18 protein-coding genes are annotated in these 20,451 nt (G+C 43.1%); 16 read left to right on the top strand and 2 right to left on the bottom strand.

Annotated features, from left to right (window positions below):
* Positions 1 to 142 precede the first annotated feature (142 nt).
* From R7M92_RS10045 to R7M92_RS10015, 7 genes are all read left to right on the top strand, one after another.
* Complete coding sequence (locus R7M92_RS10045; RefSeq protein ID WP_132936627.1) at positions 143 to 1,468, top strand: anaerobic sulfatase maturase; 1,326 nt, start codon at positions 143 to 145, stop codon at positions 1,466 to 1,468.
* A 53-nt stretch (positions 1,469 to 1,521) separates the two neighbouring features.
* On the top strand, positions 1,522 to 2,619 hold the full coding sequence (locus tag R7M92_RS10040) for a hypothetical protein (protein WP_318133292.1): 1,098 nt from the start codon (positions 1,522 to 1,524) through the stop codon (positions 2,617 to 2,619).
* 162 nt (positions 2,620 to 2,781) lie between these two features.
* Positions 2,782 to 3,783 (top strand): HAD family hydrolase, encoded by a 1,002-nt coding sequence (locus R7M92_RS10035; protein ID WP_318133290.1) that lies wholly within the window; start codon positions 2,782 to 2,784, stop codon positions 3,781 to 3,783.
* Between the two features lie 184 nt (positions 3,784 to 3,967).
* Positions 3,968 to 4,741, top strand: a complete 774-nt coding sequence (locus R7M92_RS10030; RefSeq protein ID WP_136977060.1) for a DeoR/GlpR family DNA-binding transcription regulator — start codon at positions 3,968 to 3,970, stop codon at positions 4,739 to 4,741.
* 11 nt (positions 4,742 to 4,752) lie between these two features.
* Positions 4,753 to 5,799, top strand: coding sequence for an oxidoreductase (locus tag R7M92_RS10025; RefSeq protein ID WP_318133287.1), 1,047 nt, complete (start codon positions 4,753 to 4,755; stop codon positions 5,797 to 5,799).
* A complete protein-coding gene (locus R7M92_RS10020) occupies positions 5,790 to 6,260 on the top strand; it encodes a heme-degrading domain-containing protein (RefSeq protein ID WP_318133285.1) in 471 nt (156 codons plus the stop codon). The genes R7M92_RS10025 and R7M92_RS10020 overlap by 10 nt, the downstream gene beginning before the upstream one ends.
* Before the next feature lie 184 nt (positions 6,261 to 6,444).
* The gene (locus R7M92_RS10015; protein ID WP_005389121.1) at positions 6,445 to 8,022 is read left to right on the top strand and encodes a sensor domain-containing diguanylate cyclase; all 1,578 of its coding nucleotides are present in this window, start codon (positions 6,445 to 6,447) and stop codon (positions 8,020 to 8,022) included.
* A gap of 51 nt (positions 8,023 to 8,073) precedes the next feature.
* Here R7M92_RS10015 and R7M92_RS10010 read toward each other — a convergent pair whose 3' ends face one another.
* Positions 8,074 to 8,631, bottom strand: coding sequence for a DUF3750 domain-containing protein (locus R7M92_RS10010; RefSeq protein WP_042522865.1), 558 nt, complete (start codon positions 8,629 to 8,631; stop codon positions 8,074 to 8,076).
* Positions 8,632 to 9,110: 479 nt separating this feature from the next.
* Here R7M92_RS10010 and R7M92_RS10005 point away from each other — a divergent pair, with 479 nt between their 5' ends.
* From R7M92_RS10005 to R7M92_RS09985, 5 genes are all read left to right on the top strand, one after another.
* Positions 9,111 to 9,473 carry a hypothetical protein gene (locus R7M92_RS10005; RefSeq protein WP_005377748.1) on the top strand — a complete coding sequence of 121 codons (363 nt, stop codon included), beginning with the start codon at positions 9,111 to 9,113 and terminating at the stop codon, positions 9,471 to 9,473.
* A gap of 35 nt (positions 9,474 to 9,508) precedes the next feature.
* A complete protein-coding gene (locus R7M92_RS10000; RefSeq protein WP_064353881.1) occupies positions 9,509 to 9,973 on the top strand; it encodes a GNAT family N-acetyltransferase in 465 nt (154 codons plus the stop codon).
* Between the two features lie 237 nt (positions 9,974 to 10,210).
* Positions 10,211 to 11,629, top strand: a complete 1,419-nt coding sequence (locus R7M92_RS09995) for an SLC13 family permease (protein ID WP_017634015.1) — start codon at positions 10,211 to 10,213, stop codon at positions 11,627 to 11,629.
* A gap of 3 nt (positions 11,630 to 11,632) precedes the next feature.
* Entirely contained in the window at positions 11,633 to 12,970 is a 1,338-nt protein-coding gene (locus tag R7M92_RS09990; RefSeq protein WP_318133282.1) for an ATP-binding protein, read from the top strand.
* Positions 12,957 to 13,430, top strand: a complete 474-nt coding sequence (locus tag R7M92_RS09985; RefSeq protein WP_005377744.1) for a response regulator — start codon at positions 12,957 to 12,959, stop codon at positions 13,428 to 13,430. Before R7M92_RS09990 ends, R7M92_RS09985 begins: the two co-directional genes overlap by 14 nt.
* A 107-nt stretch (positions 13,431 to 13,537) precedes the next feature.
* Here R7M92_RS09985 and R7M92_RS09980 read toward each other — a convergent pair whose 3' ends face one another.
* Entirely contained in the window at positions 13,538 to 15,241 is a 1,704-nt protein-coding gene (locus R7M92_RS09980) for a putative bifunctional diguanylate cyclase/phosphodiesterase (protein WP_005377743.1), read from the bottom strand.
* A gap of 487 nt (positions 15,242 to 15,728) precedes the next feature.
* Between R7M92_RS09980 and R7M92_RS09975 the strand changes: the two genes are divergently transcribed.
* The 4 genes from R7M92_RS09975 to R7M92_RS09960 all read left to right on the top strand — a co-directional run bounded on the left by R7M92_RS09975 (position 15,729) and on the right by R7M92_RS09960 (position 20,434).
* Positions 15,729 to 16,946 carry an HD-GYP domain-containing protein gene (locus R7M92_RS09975; protein WP_065274495.1) on the top strand — a complete coding sequence of 406 codons (1,218 nt, stop codon included), beginning with the start codon at positions 15,729 to 15,731 and terminating at the stop codon, positions 16,944 to 16,946.
* A 202-nt stretch (positions 16,947 to 17,148) separates the two neighbouring features.
* Positions 17,149 to 17,772, top strand: coding sequence for a LysE family translocator (locus R7M92_RS09970; RefSeq protein ID WP_025766704.1), 624 nt, complete (start codon positions 17,149 to 17,151; stop codon positions 17,770 to 17,772).
* A 213-nt stretch (positions 17,773 to 17,985) separates the two neighbouring features.
* Complete coding sequence (locus R7M92_RS09965) at positions 17,986 to 19,530, top strand: YjjI family glycine radical enzyme (protein WP_318133280.1); 1,545 nt, start codon at positions 17,986 to 17,988, stop codon at positions 19,528 to 19,530.
* Between the two features lie 22 nt (positions 19,531 to 19,552).
* The gene (locus R7M92_RS09960; protein ID WP_318129962.1) at positions 19,553 to 20,434 is read left to right on the top strand and encodes a YjjW family glycine radical enzyme activase; all 882 of its coding nucleotides are present in this window, start codon (positions 19,553 to 19,555) and stop codon (positions 20,432 to 20,434) included.
* Positions 20,435 to 20,451 lie beyond the last annotated feature (17 nt).

Here is a 20,451-nt window from a genome sequence, read left to right as displayed (position 1 = left end):
TATCAGGCAAGTCTATGAAAAACAGTTATACACACTATAACAAGCGCCACGAATAATTGAACATTATCATCACACTAGGCGATTAACTTAATGATTAGTCTTAACGCCGTTGGGCGCAGGCTAGCAACTAAGAAGGTGATGAATGCACATAACTCAAGGTCCGCAGTTCAATGGAAAAGCATCCAAGCGATTACATGTCATGGCGAAACCTATCGGTGCAGTGTGCAATATCGATTGCACCTATTGTTACTACCTAAGCAAACAAGATTTACTTGAGTACAAGCCAGGCTGCTCACCAGTCATGGATGAGGAAACGCTCGAGACCTATATCCGTCAATATATAGCGGGACAGAATACACCTGAAATCATTTTCTCTTGGCAGGGTGGTGAGCCGACAATGCTAGGTTTGGATTATTTCAAGACAATTGTTGAGCTACAGAATAAATACCGTCCCGATGGCATTACGATCTCCAATGATCTCCAGACTAATGGCACACTGCTTAACGATGAATGGTGTGAGTTTTTAAAGGCGAACAACTTTCTCGTCGGTTTAAGCATTGATGGCCCAGAAATGATGCACAACGCTTACCGAACAAACCGAGCTGGTAGAGGCACATTCCGGCAAGTTATGAATGCGGTTGAATTATTACATAAGCACGAAGTAAAGTTTGCTACGCTCACTTGTGTTAACAACTTGACCGGCCGTAACCCACTTGAAGTGTACCGATTCTTGCGAGATGAAGTACGCTCCCCTCAAATGCAGTTTATTCCAATAGTTGAGCAGAAAATATTCAGAACAACCGCCCCTCAAACTTGGGAGCCAAACGAGCAACTAAAGCAAGGAGATAAACGGTTGATCCCAGGTCATAAAGATGCCGTTGTTGAGCCTTTTTGCGTTGCGGATGAAGCATGGGGAAATTTTCTGATCGCGATTTTCAATGAATGGGTTTTACACGATATCGGCAACGTGTTTGTGCAGTACTTTGAAGCCAGTATCGAAACCTGGATGGGCAGAAAAAACCCACTGTGTACGTTAGGTGAAATCTGCGGGAAGGGCTTAGCAATGGAGCCTAATGGTGATGTGTTTGCGTGTGATCATTACGTGTACCCAGAATATAAGGTTGGAAACATTCATCACGAAAAGCTCGATACGCTCGCTTATAGCTCTGAGCAGCAGAAATTTGGGTTTGCTAAAAGTCGTACGCTGCCCCAACAGTGCCTTCAATGTGATTATCAATTTGCATGTTTTGGAGAATGTCCCAAAAACCGTTTTATCCGTACTAGACAAGGTGAGCCTGGTCTTAATTATCTCTGCGCGGGTTGGAAGAAGTTTTTTACCCATGTTGATCAGTCGATGGCGTACATCTTACGAGCGACAGGTAACCCAGTGGTTCACGGTAAATACAGTGACCAGATTCTACACCAGCAAGCTACTCAAACACAGACTGTGTTTGAAACGAAGTTTTAAGATAGTCACTACGCCTGCTACAGGCCCGGAAATGAAAGAATATAGGTTATTGAATGCAAAAAATTAAGCTGCTCTCTAAATCATTACTCGTGATCTCGATCGGCATTGCTGCGAGTCAAACAGCAGTGGCACAAGAAACAACATTGCTAGACCCAGACCAGGTATCGCCGACAACGGTTGTCACTCCACAAGAAGCTCAAATGACACCGGCGCAACGAGTCGAAAAGCTGTCTTATGATGCGCAAAATAAAAAGTTGTCTTCAGAAAAACGTATTGATGCTTTACGTGAGTTAGCCAACTATCCAAGCCAAAATGCATTGGTTGCAGTTGCGCATGGGTTGCAGGATGAAGATGCAGGTATTCGCGAAGCTGCGATCGTGGGAGCACAGCCATATATGATTGAGCACCGTTGGCGTTTGATTTCACCATTATTGAGTGATGACGCCGCCATGGTGCGAATTACAGCAGCGATTAACCTCGTTCGAGATTACGCCAATTTGAGTTCGGAGCAACAGCAGTCACTTGAGGGGCCTGTTTCAGAGCTGACAGCACACTTGTCCAGTAAGAACGATAATGTTTCCAAGTTATTACTTGCAGACGTTTACCGTTGGCATCGTGATTGGGATAAAGCGGCGCTGATATACCCAGAGTTAACTAAGCTTGAGCCAAACAACCCTCAAGTTTGGTTAAGCTATGCAGACAACTTCCGAGCGCAACAGCTAGACCAAAAAGCTATCAACGTGCTTGACGAGGGTATCAAGCTAAATTCAGAAGATGCCTCGCTGCATTATTCTAAATCTCTCGCTTTGGTTAGATTAGACAAAAAGAAAGAAGCGGCGTTTGAAATAGACAAAGCTGCGACGATGGCAAAGACGAACAGTTACTTTTGGTATTTAAATGGTGTTCTGCAAGAAGAGTTAGACTTGAAGAAGTCTGTCAACGCTTTTGAGCAAGCGTATTTGATATCCGGTGCTCCAGAACAATTGTATGCCGTGTGTGACATCTATGTTAGATACGGCAACCCTAAAACGGATGACTGTTTAACAGAGCTAACGAAGGTCGCTCCCGACTATGTTATTGAAGAGCTCAATCAGAAAAAGGGACGTAAAAGTGCCCCTACATCAGTTGAAGCCAATGAACTTAAACTCTAATCGGTAAATTCCATGTTCCTATTTCAATAAAATAGTGAACCAATTTAGTGACGGCGTCACTCTTTGGTGGCCGTTGGATATGTCAGTTCAATATGCGCCTGTTTCAATTGAACTATACTTTTGATTGGATTCGCACCTAGCACCTCAATATAAGGAATTAAGATGGCTATAAAGTTAAAGACGATTGTCTTAGCAACAGGTTTTGCTCTGTCTAGTTACGCTGTTGCTGCTGATATGCAAGATCCACTTCCGTCATGGAACAACACTGACGCTAAGCAAGCTATTATGGCGTTTGTTACGAAAACAACGACCCAAGGTTCGGATTCCTATGTTCCTGAAAGCAAACGAATCGCGACGTTTGATAATGATGGAACACTTTGGGCAGAAAAGCCTGTTTATCTACAATTGTTTTTTGCGATCGATAGAGTAAAAGAAATGGCCTCTGAGCATCCTGATTGGAAGACAACCGAACCCTTTGCTTCCGCATTAAAAGGTGACATGGAGGGGATTGGTAAACAAGGACTCGAAGGTGTAATGAAGCTTGTTATGGCAACCCATTCTGGAATGTCTACTGAACAGTTTCATCAAGAAGTTAAGGAATGGTTGAAAACGGCTGTCCATCCAACAACGGGTAGACCATACACTGAAATGGTCTATCAACCTATGCTCGAACTGCTCGACTATTTAAGAGCGAACGACTATCAGACCTACATCGTTTCTGGAGGCGGTATTGAATTTATGCGCGTTTGGGCGCCGGAAGTATACGGCATTCCAACGCAAAACATCGTGGGGACGACGTTAAAGGCGGAATATCAAAGTGTTGATGGAAAACCTACCATCCTACGCATGCCGGAAATAGACTTCGTCAATGACAAAGCAGTAAAGCCTGTGACGATTCAAAACTTCATTGGCAAACGTCCGGTCATGGCGTTTGGTAATTCTGATGGTGATTTACAGATGTTAGAGTGGACGAAAGCAGGTTCAGGTCCAAGATTTTCTGCGATTATCCATCACACGGATGACAAGCGCGAATGGGCGTATGATAAAGATTCTCATGTTGGTAAGTTAGATAAATCGTTTAAAGTAGGTGAAGAGCAAGGTTGGCTATTTGTCGATATGAAACAAGATTGGAATCAAGTGTTTAAAGAAGCCATGAAACAATAGCTCATTAATCATGATGAACCCTACGTAGAAATTTTTGTGATGGGGGATGATGATCATCAGTACGCTTACCATTTCTCTAACAATTTATGTTCAGTGTCTGTCCCAACCATTTTTGTTGACCTACGTTGGTTATTTGATTGATATGTGGCATCATGACTTAAAACTACTTAAGTGAATTTAAGTTATGACACAAGAAGAAAGACTCGTAGCGCTCAGAGCGAAGCTGGATCAGCAAAATAAAGTAACGTTGTCTGAAGTTTGTGAGTACTTTGGTATCTCGCGAGATTCAGCTCGTCGAGACTTAGTTAAGTTGAGTCAGCAACCTGGGTTACAAAGAATACGAGGTGGTGTCATGCTTGCGCCGATCTCTTCCCATACCGAGGCATACGCGAGTCGACCCGTGAGTGACGTTAAACATCGACTAGCTCAAGCTGCCGCAGCGTTGTTGGATGAGCGCGACCATCTTGTTATTGATACCAGCACCATTTTGTCTCTGCTCCCACTCTATGCAGGAAAAGCGCGTTATGGAGAAAACAAGCTCAACGTCGTTACTAACAGCATTGATGTGCTGACCGCTGCTGAGACAAACGACACAATGGACGTTCATTTCTTAGGCGGACACTTTGACCCTTATGCCAGAGCAGTTTTAGGGGCGCAAGCAGAGCAGCAAATGCAGCATTATCACGTGAACAAAGCGTTCATTGGCGTGTGTGCATTGTCATCCCGAGGGCTGACAACAAATAGTTTGTTAGAAGCAACAATGAAACAAGCGATGATTGCTCAAGCTCAGCAGGTCATCGTCGTTTGTGAATCCCGAAAAATTGGTAGCGACAATTTCCACCACGTATGTGATTTGTCAAAGATCGACATCATTATTACAGACCATCCCCCTCAATCAGATTTTCAACAACTCCTCGATCACAATGATATTGAATGTATTGTTGTATCACCGAAATAAGGAATCTTACAATGGCTTACGATCCCGTAAAAACCGCTGTGATTGGTTACGGATATTCAGCAAAAACGTTTCATTTACCCTTCATTAAATCGCTACCAAATTTAACGCTGAGCGCGATAAGCTCTCGTCAACAGGAGGCGGTTCAAAATGATTGGCCAGATGCTAAGTGGTTTTCTGATGCGAATACTTTACTCGATGATAGTGATGCAGAGCTCGTAATCATTACTGCGCCAAATGACGTACATTACGAACTTGCAAAGCGTGCGTTGAACAATGGGAAACACGTCATCGTCGAGAAACCGTTTGTTACTCGGATAGAAGACGGTAATGAACTTATCGCATTAGCCGAAGAGAAAGGTCTGGTGCTGAGCGTTTTTCACAATAGACGTTGGGACGGAGACTTTCTCACGGTTAAATCTCTTATCGAACAAGGTAAGTTAGGTGATATAAAGCTGTTTGAGTCGCACTTTGATCGCTACCGTCCTGAAGTTCGTCAACGCTGGCGAGAGCAGGCTCAAGATGGCGGTGGTATTTTATTCGACCTTGCTCCTCATCTTCTCGATCAAGCATTGGTGTTGTTTGGTTTGCCAGATGCGATAGACGCACAATGTCGAATGATGCGCCCGGGTGCGACGACGATTGATTATTACAACTTGATACTTCATTACCCTGAGCATATTGTGCACTTGCATTCAAACTTGTATAGCCCAGAGCCGAATCTCCGCTACAAAGTATTGGGTACGGAAGCTAAATATGAAAAGTTTGGATTAGATCCTCAAGAGGGCTACTTAAAAGAAGGCCGTTTGCCGGAAAACGATGCTTGGTCGGAAGAAGATGAGGCGTTATACGGCGTCCGTTACGACGAAGACGGTGCGCAAACTATCAAAACGGAGAGAGGCGCGTACCAAGCTTACTTTGTTGGTGTGGCAGACGCCATTCGCTTGGGCACTGATAACCCGGTCCCTGCCGCTCAAGCAGTACAGAATATCGCTCTGATTGAGATGGCATTGGAAAGCAGTAAAACGGGTAAAACGATTCAGGTGAAACCATGCGTTTGACGCTTGAACTCGTGGCCCTGCAAGAGCATGAACTTCAGTTGGCGGAATTTAATCACCATATTGCGTGGTCTATCGGCCTCGCTCTAAAAGAAGAGGCTGAAGCTCGCGGCGCGGCTGTTGCTATTGAGGTTTACGGCTTTGGACAAACGCTATTTCAATACGCGATGGCAGGAACCTGTGCTGATCATTTAGATTGGGTCCGTAGGAAGCGAAACTCAGTATTGAGGTATGGCCACAGCTCTTACTATCTTTCTCTGTACAACAAGCAAAAGCAACGTGATTTCGAAAATCAGCCTCATCTCGATGCTCGTGAGTACTGTGCTCATGGTGGCGCGTTCCCAATTCGGCTTTCTGGGTCTGGTTTGGTTGGGGTTGTGACGGTATCGGGTTTACCGCAGTTAGATGATCATCAGCTAGTTGTGGATATATTAAAAACGATGACAGAGACAAAACCCTCTTAAACGCCAAATATGAAAGTAGCACGGTTCTTTATCGTGCTACTGAATTCTCTTTTTAGCTCATAAAGTGTTCTTTAATGTGAGCAAATATTAACATTGATCCCAACTTACTACCTGAAAATCAAATCAATTTCATATAACCTATACGCTCATTCATATAGAAAGCCTTCAAAGTTGGCCATTGGCAATGTCTTTTAGAAGAAAAGAAAAACTCAATCTTAGAAATCTTATTGTCACCCTATGTGTGTTCAGTGTGCTTGTCACTTTGATCAACGCATTCTACTCGATTTATCGTGTTCAAAGGGATCTCATCATCAATAACACGTTAGAATCAAACCGTGTTTACGCCCAAAAAATGTCTGAAATGACAGACTCTTTCATAGAAAGCTCAATGTCGCAGCTAAAATACAGTGCGAACGTGCTAAAAGACAAAATGCATGACGCTCAGCTTCTTGATAAAGAGGCTGAGAGATTAAGAACGCAAACCAAATCATTTAACTCTGTGGTTGTCGTTAATGCAAAAGGGGTTATTATTTCCGTATCACCTGAAACACTTCAGGTGAAAGGTGTAAGGTTAGTGGGTGAAAGAAAACGCCAATCTTTAAACGCTCAAGCACCAGTTGTTACTGAACCATTTATATCGCCCGCTGGAAATTACTTGTTAACCATCTCATACCCTATATTTTCTCAATCTAATGAATATTTAGGTTATATCGGCGGCACTATTTATCTAGAAAAAGAAAATATTCTTGCAGAGTTACTCAGCCAGCACGCATACAAAGATGGTTCTTTCCTTTACGTTGTCGATGAGAGTAACACTCTGATTTATCACCCAGATCAATCGAGGGTTGGTGAAGTAATCGACGATAATGAAGCAATCAAAGCGGTGACGATGGGGCAGAGCGGCAACAAAGAAATTGTTAACTCTCGCGGCGTCGAAATGCTTGCTGGTTATGCGCCAGTAAAGTCATCAGGATGGGGAATTGTTGCTCAGCGCCCGAAATCGATGACGTTATCTGTGCTAGATGAACAGATGTGGAATGTTTTCCTTAAGTCGATTCCAATTGGTTTATTAACTTTGTTGCTAATTTGGTTCTTGTCCCTTCTTATTTCTAGACCACTTTGGCAGTTAGCGGGTGCTGTGCGAGGTGTCGAAGAACATTCATCATCTATCGATGATCTCAAACTGGTTAAGTCTTGGTATTTTGAGGTCTCACATTTGAAGCTTAGCTTTCTTAAAGCATTTGGTATCGTGTCAAAAACCATTGATAAGCTGCAACTGGATACATTAACAGATTCGATGACTGGATTATTGAATCGACGTGGATTAGATAAAGTTCTTGGTTTGTTTAAGCAGGAAAATACCGCGTTCTCTGTTTTGGCGCTAGATATTGACCACTTTAAGAGCGTAAACGATAACTATGGCCATGACGTGGGTGACAACTTACTTAGAGAGTTTGCGCAGTTAATGAAAGACCAAGCTCGCTCTAATGATCACCTGTGTCGTTCTGGCGGTGAAGAGTTTATGATGTTTTTGGAAAAAACAGACGTAAACCACGCTATGGATGTTGCAGAGCGTATTAGACACAACGTGGAACAACATGACTTTCAGGTGGTTGGTAAGGTCACGGTTTCGTTGGGCGTTTCTCACTGGAAAGGCAATGACACACCAATTGAAGCGGTAATGAAAGACGCCGATAATGCACTGTATAAAGCGAAACATAATGGAAGAAATAGAACGGAGTTGGGTGACGACGCACAATAGATATTGCGCTTTATGCTGAACATAAAACGAGCCAGTGACTAACCTTTGCTGTTAATCGCTGGCGTAACCGCTACCAATTGCGCGAAACGGCAAGTTTAGCTCTAACTCTGGAATTTGTTTACCCACCCAAGCCGGAAATGTATTGCTATTTGGCCCTGGAAACAGCGTATATTCTTCAGCCCAAGGGTATTGGTTAATAACACTTTGTATTTTAGGGATAAGCTGGCGGGCCTTTTCACCTTGTATGGAGAGGATCTTTTCTGGTTTTGCACCATACCAATATCGATCTGGCGTCCCAGTTTGGTACTGATATAGAGCGGGTTGTCCGCGATTCACTCTCCAGCCGACTACTTCATACACTGTATATTCGTTCGCATTTTCAGGCTTTATTGCAAACCATGTATGAACAGCAAACCAGCCTCGCCAACCAAACGCGTCTGCGGCGTAAAACTCAATCACAGCATGCTTAACATTGGAAGGATCGGGTGCGATACCCGCAGGTTCTCTGCTTGCGGTACGCCAATCTCCTTGAGTGCATCCACCCAGCATAACCGCGATTGACATGAACCCAATTTTTACAAGGTGAGTAAAGTTGAGAGGGTCTTTCATTTATTGCTCCTAGACCAACCGATGCTGGTAACGCTCTATTGATTTTAGCTATAAAAACGTGGCAAGTCTGATTGTTGAAATCCTCTCCTTATTAAAAGAGAGAGGGAAGTTAGTGCCATAATTCCAGTTCATACGTAATAATAAGGTAAGCCGATTTGTAACATGTGGCATAGACGATGCCGTATTTCTCGAACGATTCGTCTAGTTGCGTATGAAAAAGTAAGAGGTTGTATGTATTCCTTACACGGCCACATGAATTAAAAGCATTAAAAAACAGAGGTTTACAGTGGATTTTGACTGGTTGAGTGAGTTTGGGGCCCTCACATTGTCTCACATTTGCTTGTTTTGGGCGGAATTTTCATCGCTCATCTTTTTGCGCGTTTAGAGTCAGCGTTCAGCTATGGCACAATAGGCGCTCACAGAACAAGTGCTGTTTGGTCATGCAAATAGCAGAAAAATAACTAGAAATAGAATAATTAATGTTTAAATCAAAAAGTATACTCGCATTAAGCATGTTCGCATTTGGCTGTTTTGCCAATCAAGATAGCGAACCAACGTCCGTTGTGCTGAGCTATGGCGACTCCTCCATCAGTACTGATATTCAAGCCAATCGAAAATTTCATGTTGTCCGAGACAATGAAAGTGAGCACGTAGAATTTTCCGGCGGAATCACAAAGGAGTATTCCGATTATATTGTGAATATTCATATCATAAGAAAAAGCAATATACGCAGATCAAGCCGTGAGCTGAATACTACCGTATTGATGAACAGTGATCAGATTGGGAAGCCTTTAGTGATTGGCATTGAAAATGATGAGTTCACTAGTATCACTTTGCGTTAATGCTTAGTATTTATTGAATAGGAATGAGGAAATTGATGCTCTCAATACGCTGCTATCGCACCGAGGATGCCCCAACACTGTGGGCACTCTTTTACCATACTGTGCGAGTCATTAATCGTCGCGATTACACTGAATCACAAGTTTCCGCTTGGGCACCATCAGATTTTGACCTCGATGTGTGGCAACGCAAAATGGACGATATTCAACCCTACGTCGCGGAGATAGAAGGGCAGGTCGTTGGCTATTGTGATTTGCAAGGTGACGGTTTGATTGATCATTTCTTTTGCCATCATGAATACCAAGGACAAGGTGTTGGTCGTGATTTGATGTCTTTTCTTTGTTCACAGGCAAAAGTACAGGGGATAAAACGACTGTATTCTGAAGTGAGTATTACCGCCCGACCTTTTTACGAGAAAATGGGTTTCACAGTTAAGTCTCGACAACGTGTTGAGGTTAGGGGAGAAACCTTAACTAACTTTATGATGGAAAAGTATATTTAACTTAAATAGTGAGCTTGAACACAGATATAAAATGTTTTCCAATGTGAAAACGAGTTCATTGATCTCGCACCAACGTTTTGTTTGAAAACAGTGTACATAATCTTCTCTGGAACGCCATTACCGCATTTCGTCTCTGAAGGCTTAAAAACAGTCTGAAAGTTTTGGTTTTACGGCGGGTAATAGCGTTCCAAACGCCAAATGTGTCTGGCTAACCATCTCAGGAAGAGAAGTAGTACTATGCGCCCTTATCTCAAATACGTTGTTCCAACATTGATACCATTGCTTGTTTGGTTAATGCCTCTCTCTGCGTTCCCATTTGATGGCATTACTATCGTCCAGCAAAGAGTGATTGCAATCTTCTTGCTTGCCGCACTTTGCTGGGTATTCGAGCCAATTCCAATCTACGCCACTTCGGTTGTGATCATTGTCCTAGAGCTATTGCTTGTATCAAATAAAGGTATTGTGCTCTTTCGTTTGCAAGAAGGGCAGCCACATTTTGGTGAGCTATTACAATACAACGAGATAATGGCGACCTTCGCTAGTCCGATTATCATGCTCTTCCTCGGCGGTTTCTTTTTGGCTATGGCGGCGACAAAGTACAGGTTAGATGTCAACTTAGCCCGAGTGTTACTCAAACCATTTGGACAAAAACCAAAGTTCGTTATGCTGGGGTTGATGCTGATCACCGCTGTTTTTTCCATGTTTATGTCAAACACCGCAACAACAGCGATGATGTTGTCCATTTTAACCCCTGTGATAGCGGTTTTCGGGCCTAAAGACCCAGGTCGAATTGCATTCGCCTTGTGTATTCCTGTTGCAGCCAACATTGGTGGCATTGGTACTCCAATCGGCACGCCACCGAATGCCATCGCCCTAAAATATTTGGTTGGTGACAACTTAATTACGTTTGGTGAATGGATGGTATTTGGTGTGCCATTCGTTATTGTGATGATGGCGTTAGCCTGGTTTCTGATTGGCTTTTTGTATAAAGCCGAACAAACCACCATCGATCTGAACATTAAAAGCAAGTTTTTGAAAACACCCAAAGCAATAATGGTTTACGTCACCTTTGCCGGCACGATTATTCTTTGGTTGATGGGTTCTGCACATGGAATGAATTCTTACACAGTAGCATTAATTCCGGTCGCAGTGTTCTCATTGACGGGCATCATCAACAAAGAAGACTTGAAGAAAATCTCTTGGGATGTGCTTTGGTTGGTGTCAGGCGGTATTGCTCTGGGCCTTGCTCTAGATAAAACCGGGCTTGCGAAGCTGGTGGTACACAGCATTCCGTTTGATCAGTTCTCGCCATATGTTGTCTTGTTTGGTGCGGCTTTCTTGTGCTTGTTAATGGCAAACTTTATGTCGCATACAGCCACCGCAAACTTGCTGATGCCGATTATGGCTGCGTTAGGTACCTCTATGGCTTCGTTAACGCCTCTCGGCGGTGAAGTTACTCTGATCTTGGTCGTGACATTTGCCGCTTCACTCGGTATGTCGTTACCAATCAGTACGCCACCAAACGCGTTAGCTCATGCAACAGGGCATGTCGAGAGCGGCCAAATGGCTCGTATCGGTGCCGTGCTAGGCGTGATTGGCGTATTACTCAGCTTTGTGATGGTGTGGATTTTACATACTGTTGGGCATATTGGATAACCCATGTACGAAACGAAGTTAGACGCGTTAGTACAACGCTACTTTAATCACCTTGAACGCCGATTAACGGTTCTATCCGGGTCGGTGCTTATTGAGCAAGCTGGCTACAACGATCGCTTGTACTATGTGCTGTCGGGAGAACTTGCGGGCTATTACGCGGAAGATGACAAGAAACCGATTCAGGTATTTTCTGCGTCTCAAGGTGCGTTTATTGGCGTACATAGTTTCTTTTCTGGTACGTGGACTGCCTCTTCGGCAGTGATTGCTCAAACAGATGTTGAATTGGCTTGGATACAGCGTGATACGCCTGCCGTGGAAGAGGCGACATACGGACCATTGACGACACAATTTATGCCTGTGATGGTTAACGAATTATCTCGTCGTCAACGGCGCGCAATGCAAGAGGCATTGGCTAAAGAAAAAGCACTACAAAAGCTTCATACCGCAGAGCAAATGACAACGTTGGGGCAGCTTGCAGCGGGTATTGCTCATGAGTTGAACAATGCGATAGGCGTTGTAAGCAGTAAATCAGAACGGCTAGAGACAGTTATCATGGAACTGCTTGAAGAAGTTCATCCGGAAGCGAGTCAATTTTTTGATTTTGGTTTAATGCAAGGGCAGAAAGTCTCTTCTAGCGAAGCGAGAAAGCGGGGGCGCCACTTCGAAAAATACTACGGTTTAACCAAGGAGGTTGCTCGTGATCTTGCACGTGCCGTTCCAAATAATTTCCTTTCGGAACATTGGCTAAAAAGACCAGAAGAAGCGATACGTTTCTGGCAAATGGGACGAGATCTCCATGACTTACGCATTGCCTCTAAACATACCGTTGGCATTGTACGATCCGTAAAACAATTGGGGCGCACGGATATCGACTTGGATGAAGCGATTAACATCAATGATTCAATCAATCGCGCCTTGGCTCTATTGCAAAGTGACTTAAGACGAGTGAGTGTTCGTTTTAGCCCTGCGGATTTACCTGCTTTTATTGGTTCTCAAACCGAACTCGTCCAAGTTTGGGTAAATATATTAAAGAATGCGTGCGATGCACTTGGTGAAACGGAGAAACCCGGTATCGAAATACATACTCGGGAGAGTAAGGGTAAAATTTTGGTCACGATTGCTAACAACGGACCAGAAATTGATGAAGCGACACGTAGAAAAATTTTCCGGCCAAACTTCACCACTAAAAAGGGGGGATTGTCGTTTGGTTTAGGGTTAGGTCTGTCGATTGTGAAGCGCATTATCGCCGGATATAACGGTTCTATTGTAGTAAAGAGCGACAGTGAAAAAACGATTTTTAGAATCAAGTTACCAGTAGAGGGTGAACATGGAGAAGCTTAATGTAATTTGCGTTGATGACCAACGAGAGGTACTAAGCGCGGTTCTACAAGATTTAGAGCCGTTAAATCAGTGGTTGAATGTCGAAGACTGCGAATCAGCAGGTGAGGCTCTAGAACTGATGGATGAATTTGATGCAGAAGGCGAGATGATCGCATTGATTATTTCCGATCATGTGATGCCAGGTAAAACGGGAGTAGAGCTGCTGACCGATGTATCAAAGGACGGTCGTTTTGGCTTTACGAGGAAAGTGCTTCTTACCGGGCAAGCGACGCACACCGATACGATTAATGCGATCAACTCCGCAGGCATTGACCGCTACTTTGAAAAACCATGGCAAGCAAGCCAATTAATAGAGTGCGTTAGAAACCTGGTGACCCAATATATCTTTGATGTGGGCTTAGATTACACTCAGTATCACGAACATTTAGATCAGAGTGTGGTGTTTGAACGTCTACGTTAATCGGGGGACATTAAGCTTGTTTTCGTCACGGCCAGTTAGTGTCTGAAATCTATAGTGAATAGTTCAGCATGTTTAACGTGGCCGTGCGGAATATTGCTCTAGTATGCTTAACTCAACGAATAGCGGCTTGCACTGGCAACAGAAAGTGGCTTAGAGAACCAATAACCTTGCAGATAATCGACGCCCATTTCGGTAAAAAATTCACACATTTTGGCGTCTTCAATTCCCTCAATCACTACTTCAATATTATTTTCCTGGCACATAGTGATAAGAAACTTCAGATATTCTTGTGAAGAGCGGTTGGTTAGTGTTTTCCACGCCATCGACCTATCAATTTTGATTTGTGTCATCGGGAGGTCGAAGAAGCTATTTAATGAACTGTAACCAGATCCAAAGTCATCCAGAGAGAGTGCAAATCCTAGTTCCCTGAGGGTATTCAGAGGGGCAATGGCTGTCTGATTATTATCCAAAATAAACGTTTCTGTTAGTTCCAACACAATAGACTCAGGATCGACACCAACCTCATCCGCCATGGCTTTAATTCGCGCAGGGAATTCACTGTTCATTAACTGAAGTACAGAAACATTCACGTTGACGCGAACTTGGTTTTGGTAACGCTCACGGTAGTTTTTGATAAATTCACACGCTTTGGCAAAGACTTGATATCCGAGCTCGACAATCAAACCTTTGTTCTCTGCGACGGGGATGAATTCGTCTGGGTAAATTTCGCCAAACTCTTTGCTACGCCAGCGAACCAGAGATTCGAAGCTCACCACTTTTGAGCTTTTGGCGTCAATAATTGGCTGAAACTTAACGCTTAATGTCTGTTTTTCTAGTGCACTTTTTAGACCTTGTTCAATAAAGAAATAACGGTCTACGGCATGCTGAGTTTTCTCACTGTAAACCGCAACACGGTCTTTATTCTGCTCGCTTGCGTACTGACAAGTTCGTGCTGCTTTACGTAATATTTCCTCTGCTGAGTGACTTGGATCTATGCAAGGATACAAACCAATACTAATGTTACTTCCTAAGTATTGGCCCTCTTCAATCACTGCCTCGTGGTAGGTTTCCTTTAAACTTTCGGCATAACTTTGCAGCGTTTCTACCGAGCATTCATCGTGAATCAAAATCGCAAAGTCATCATCATGTACGCGATATACAGAACTATTTGGAGAAGGTAGGTGACTGAGAGTTTGTAGCAATTTTTCCACTAACCCATCGACCAACTCGCTGCCATATTGATTTAAGTAAGATTTAATCTCTTCTATCTGAATGTAACAGATAGATGCACAAGAATCGGTGGCTCGCACACTATCTTCAATATCCAGCAAGAGATGGGCGCGATTAGCCATACCTGACGCATTGTCATGAAATGCGACTTGATGAATGTAGCTTTCCATCAGCTTGCGTTCAGAAATATCACGGTGGCTACCAACCATATAATGACCATGTTCTGTTTCTTTGGTCATGGCTACGCCTTCAATCCAGACGTACTGTCCATTGGGTTTACGCACGCGGTAGGTCGTTGTGACCCTCGTGTTGTTGGTAATGATGTGAGCATCGACCCGAGTGGAGAGTCTTTCTCGATCGAGAGGGTGAACAAGGTCTAACCATTGCTCTAAGCTGATTCGACCAGCGTTGATACCAAGCTGCTCATAAAAGCCCTTGTTATAAAATACCATGGTGCCAAACTCATCCATGTAAAAGAGGCCTTCGTTAAATACATCGAAGATATGAATGAATCGTTCTTCGACGATTTTTAGGAACTCTCGGTCACTATCTGAGACTTGTTGGTCAAATATGGTGGTCAAGATATTTCCTCCTCGAGCCTTTTAGCATCAGAGATGAGTGTTGGGGTTGATAACATAGAGTTGATCTGCTGGCGTACATTACAATCACAAAAGTGTCAGTTCAAATTGTTTGGCTATCATTTTATGCGCTACTAGGTTAATAACATACTAAGATTAGGCGGCTAATCATCGACATTTATAAAAAATAGTCAACAGTAAAAATCATTTATAAAATACAGTTATTGATGCCGTCCGCAATCTATAAATATTTATGAATAATTATCCTAAAGTTATTTTCAGTTGTGTCGGTATCAATGTGTTGTTTTCTAACGTCATTTGTATATATGTTATCTTGGATAAAACCATAATAACAAAAAGGACTTAATGAGCGCGACCGATTATTAATTGATAGGATGCTCATTAATTGTAATCAATTCAAATTTATTATCACGCCAAGTAATCAAATCTCTTATAATGCGGACGTTAATATCGAGTAAGCCTTCTTTATATGCAGTACGATCCGAAAAATTCAATCAAAATTGCGCTCGCTGATATCGGCGTTGGTATGTTTGTTACCGCGATAGAGCACAACAAGCGCGTCAATTTAGCCAATGCAGGGCGGATATCTAGCCCTGAAGGCATTAAGAAGCTTGCTACAAGTGGCGTAAAGTATGTTTGGGTAGATCAAACATTATCTTCGCAGCAGTGTGTCTTCAAGCCTGTAGATGAATCAACTGATGCCACTAAAGAGACGCGAGAGCAGAAACACTCCGATTTTAAGAGGGGTCAACGAGCTTATCGTTCGAGAGACATCCAACACAAGCGAGCCAAAAAGCTGATCGCCGAAGCAAAAGATTTGGCGCAGAAACTATTGAATCAAACTTTTGAAGGAAAAATCATTGAAGTTGATGAAGTAGAAGCTTGGGCTGACGATGTCATTGAAAGTGTTTTGATTGACTCAGATGCGTTGCAGTGTGTCTCTGCGCTCCGAAAAAAAGACTCTTACTTATTGGAACACTCCGTCAATGTAGCTTGTCTTTTAGTGTCATTCGGTAAGTACTTGGGCTTGGATAAGCCAACGCTAAAACAGCTTGCTGTAGGTGGCATTATTCATGATGTAGGTAAAATTAAAGTCGATGATAAGATCTTGCACAAGCCAGCGAAGCTAACGCCTGAAGAATTTGAACATATGAAGCTACATCAAGTGTTCGCAGGTGAGATAATCCTTCACGTAAAAGGACTTAGTGACGTAAGCCGTGATGTTTGTTTGATGCACCACGAGAAGTTAGATGGCAATGGTTATCCTAGAGGCTTGAAGGGGGAGGAGATTCCAATTCACGGCCGTATGAGCTGTATTGTAGATATCTACGATGCGCTAACGGCTGATCGCTGTTACAAAAAAGGCATGAGTTCTGCGGAAGCGTTTAAAATCTTGTTGAGTCTAACGCCATTTCATTTAGACGCCGACTTAGTTTACAAATTCATTAATTGCATTGGGATGTACCCCGTCGGCTCCATTGTCGAGTTGAACGATGGGCGTGTTGGTATTGTTTGGTCTTCAAATGAATCTCAAGCATTAAAGCCAGAAGTGAAATGTTTCTACTCCCGCAAGTATAAACGATACATTGATGTCACGATGGTGGATTTAAAAACGAGTGCGTACAAAATTGAAAGAGCGATCGCGCCTTCATCGTTAGAGATCGATCCTAAGCCTTTTTATGATTAAGAGAAATAGATAAGCTTATACAACAGGCTTTACATCCTTGCATGTAGATCGTATTTTATTTGCATAACTATCTATTAATTTTTTCTAAGTTATTTAGATGCAAGATGGTTATTAAGACCTCGGCTTCATGGATAGAAACCGGGCGATAAAATAGTTCTATACACAATGGGCTATAAACCTCATTTTGCTGGAAGGGATGCCAATGCAAATAGATACATGGATTTTTTACACTCTTGCTATTCTCGTGCTCACAGCTTCACCAGGACCAAGCTCACTGTTGTGTTTAAGTAAAGGAGTGAGTAGTGGGTTTCGTATTGCTTTCATGACTGCGCTTGGCAGTTTGTCTGCGATTACGATCATCCTTACGCTCTCATTTACCGGGCTGGGAGTTGTCATTGCTTCATCTGAGTTAGTTTTTAATATTATCAAATGGTGTGGCGCCGCTTATTTAATCTGGTTAGGTATTCAAGCGTTGCGCTCATCTCAGACAGATTTTAATAAAACGGCTACGACTCAAAGTTCCGCGACAGCGTTTAGCGCGTTCACTAGTGGTTTCATTGTTGGCGCTAGTAATCCCAAAGCGATAGTCTTTTTCACCGCTTTGTTTCCTCAATTCATAGAACCTTCCGCACCGCTACTGTCTCAATACGCGATTTTCGCGTCTACATTTGTGGTTTTTGAGCTGAGCTGGCTAACATTTTATGCCTTGTTAGGAGTAAAAGCCTCCGATTGGTTGTTTGTCGCTGGAAGAGCGAAGTTGTTCAATCGTTTGACTGGTGGAGTATTTATTGGTGCTGGCGTGATGTTGTCGACGGCAAACCGATAAATAAGACAGACTTCGGTACGCAGCTAGGTTTTTCCCATATAGTAAGTTGGGATGCGCTAATTTAGCTTTGTCTTATTTCCAGAATGGAAATAGACGTTTTGTTTATTTTCATTAGTGGCAACAGCCAAGCAGGAGTAAAATCACGTTACTCTTTAGGGGTAGAGCTCGTATTTTGTCTTGTGGGCTTGTGGTTACTTTGTAGGAATATCTTAGATGACAAGCCTTTCTAAACTACAACAACGTTTTCTAGATATCGCGACCGACGTCTGTCTTTCTCCAAAACAGAAGTCGAGTTTTTTAGCTTTAGAGGCGGAAGCGTGCATTCCTTACATGACCGTATCTCCATCACTGAGACAAGCAATGGATGAAGGCATCATCTGCGATATGTTTGAAGGTCATGCACCGTTTAAACCTCGCTACGTGTTGCCTGATTACGCTAAATTTCTATCGCAAGGCTCAGACTATTTAGAGTTGTCTCCGGCTGATGATTTCGATGATGCGTTTAACATGCTTACCATCATTTACCATCATGTTCCTTCGGTAACGAACATTCCGGTTTACTTAGGTCAGTTAGATGATGTCTTGTTGCCTTACATAGGCGACCTAACAGAGAGCCAGATTTACAAAAAGTTAAAACATTTTTGGGTCATGCTGGATCGCACATTGCCAGATGCGTTTATGCATGTGAATGTCGGACCGACAGACAACATTATTTGTCGCACTGTTTTAAAAGTAGATGCGGAGCTCAAGCAGATCGCACCGAATCTCACCTTTATGTACGACGAGACAGTTACACCTGATGATTTACTTCGTCAAGCGACACAGAACATTTGTGAATGCAGTAAACCGCATATTGCCAATTACCCAATGCACGCGAAAGCCTACAACGGCTCACGCTTTGGTATTGTAAGTTGCTACAACTCGCTTCCATTAGCAGGTGGCTCGAACACATTGGTGCGAATGAATTTAAAAGAAGTTGCAAAACGAGCATCAGACTGTAACGACTTCTTAAACAGTGCGTTGCCTTCTTACCATCGATTAATGGTCGAGCTCATAAACGCAAGAAGCACGCACTTGCATGAAAAATCGAACTTCTTTCAAGGCTTTTTGACGCAAGAAGGGTTGATAAAAGAGTCCTATTTCGCGCCAATGTATGGCGTTTACGGCATGGCCGAAGCGGTAAACCTTCTATTTGAAAAAGAAGGGCAAATAGGGCGATACGGAAAAAATGATCGAGCAAATACTTTTGCTCATGATGTTTCAGCAACACTGGCTAAACTGGTGGACTCAACCCCGGTGAAATATGGTTTAGATGGCAAAGCGCTCTTACATGCACAAGGCGGCATTAGCTTAGATCATGATGTTACGCCAGGTGTACGTCTGCCTTATGGTGCAGAGCCAGACCCTGTCACTTATGTACAAGCAACGGCGAAGCATCATCAGTATTATCGTGCGGGTATCAGCGATATTTTGACGATTGATGAAACGGTGAAATCTAACCCAGAAGCGATGTTCAATTTATGTAAAGGGGCACTAAATGCTGGTTATCGTGAGTTTACCGCGAATGTCACTTCAAATGACTTAATTCGCGTGACAGGCTACATGACCAAACTTTCAGATGTCGCGAAATATGATAAAGAAGGTTCGAGAACCAACACGACGTTTCTAGGTGCAGAAGCAGCAAAAAATACCAAAATTTTAGAACGCTCGCCACGTGTGGTGAGTCATGAAGTAACACCGACTTACACGCAGGCATAAGTTCGGTTTAGGAAAGAACAAGATGTCTAGACGAAGTGGAAGCCTTTTGGCAAAAGTCACTCGTATCCTTCCTTTCTCTTGTGTTGATGGGCCAGGAAATCGTCTAGTCATCTTTCTACAGGGTTGTAACTATCAGTGTTTGAACTGCCACAATCCTCACACGATAAACCATTGTAATCATTGTGGTGAGTGTGTGAGTGAATGTTCAGCAGGCGCATTGAAGTTCGACGAAAACAACAACGTTGTTTGGCTTAAAGAGGAGTGCACCCACTGCGATCATTGTATAGAGATATGTCAGAACCAATCTAATCCAAAAATTACTGACTACTCTGTAGTAACAATGCTCGATTTGATACGCAAACATCGCTTTTTCATCAGTGGTGTTACTGTATCCGGTGGGGAATCTACCTTACAACTTCCTTTCATTATTGAGCTGTTTAAAGGGATAAAACAAGATCCTGAATTACGGCACCTCTCTTGTTTCATCGACAGTAACGGTTCTTTAGCGGTTGCTGGTTGGCAGCGTATTCTACCTTTTCTGGATGGCGCAATGATCGATTTGAAAGCGTGGCAGACGGAGACGCATCAGTGGCTAACTGGGCGTGATAATCATCGTGTATTTAAAACCCTTCAATACCTAGTTGAACACGAAAAATTGTACGAGGTCCGCTTACTGCATATTCCCCAAAAAAGTGATTTAGATATAGAAATCGTAGCAATTGGACGTTACTTGAGTACTCTTCCTGAATCGGTGCTTATACGTTTAAATGCCTTTCAGCATCACGGAGTAGTGGGGGAGGCGTTAACTTGGGATATGTGCTCTCATCATGATATCGAACGCTTAAAATCAGAGCTTCGATGCTACGTGAGTAACCCTGTCACAGTGCCGACAGTACTCACGTAGTACCGTTGTTTATCTAT

The organism is Vibrio sp. Vb2880, assembly GCF_033337975.1.
GTDB lineage: Bacteria > Pseudomonadota > Gammaproteobacteria > Enterobacterales > Vibrionaceae > Vibrio > Vibrio alginolyticus.
This window is presented reverse-complemented; position numbering and strand designations above follow the sequence as displayed.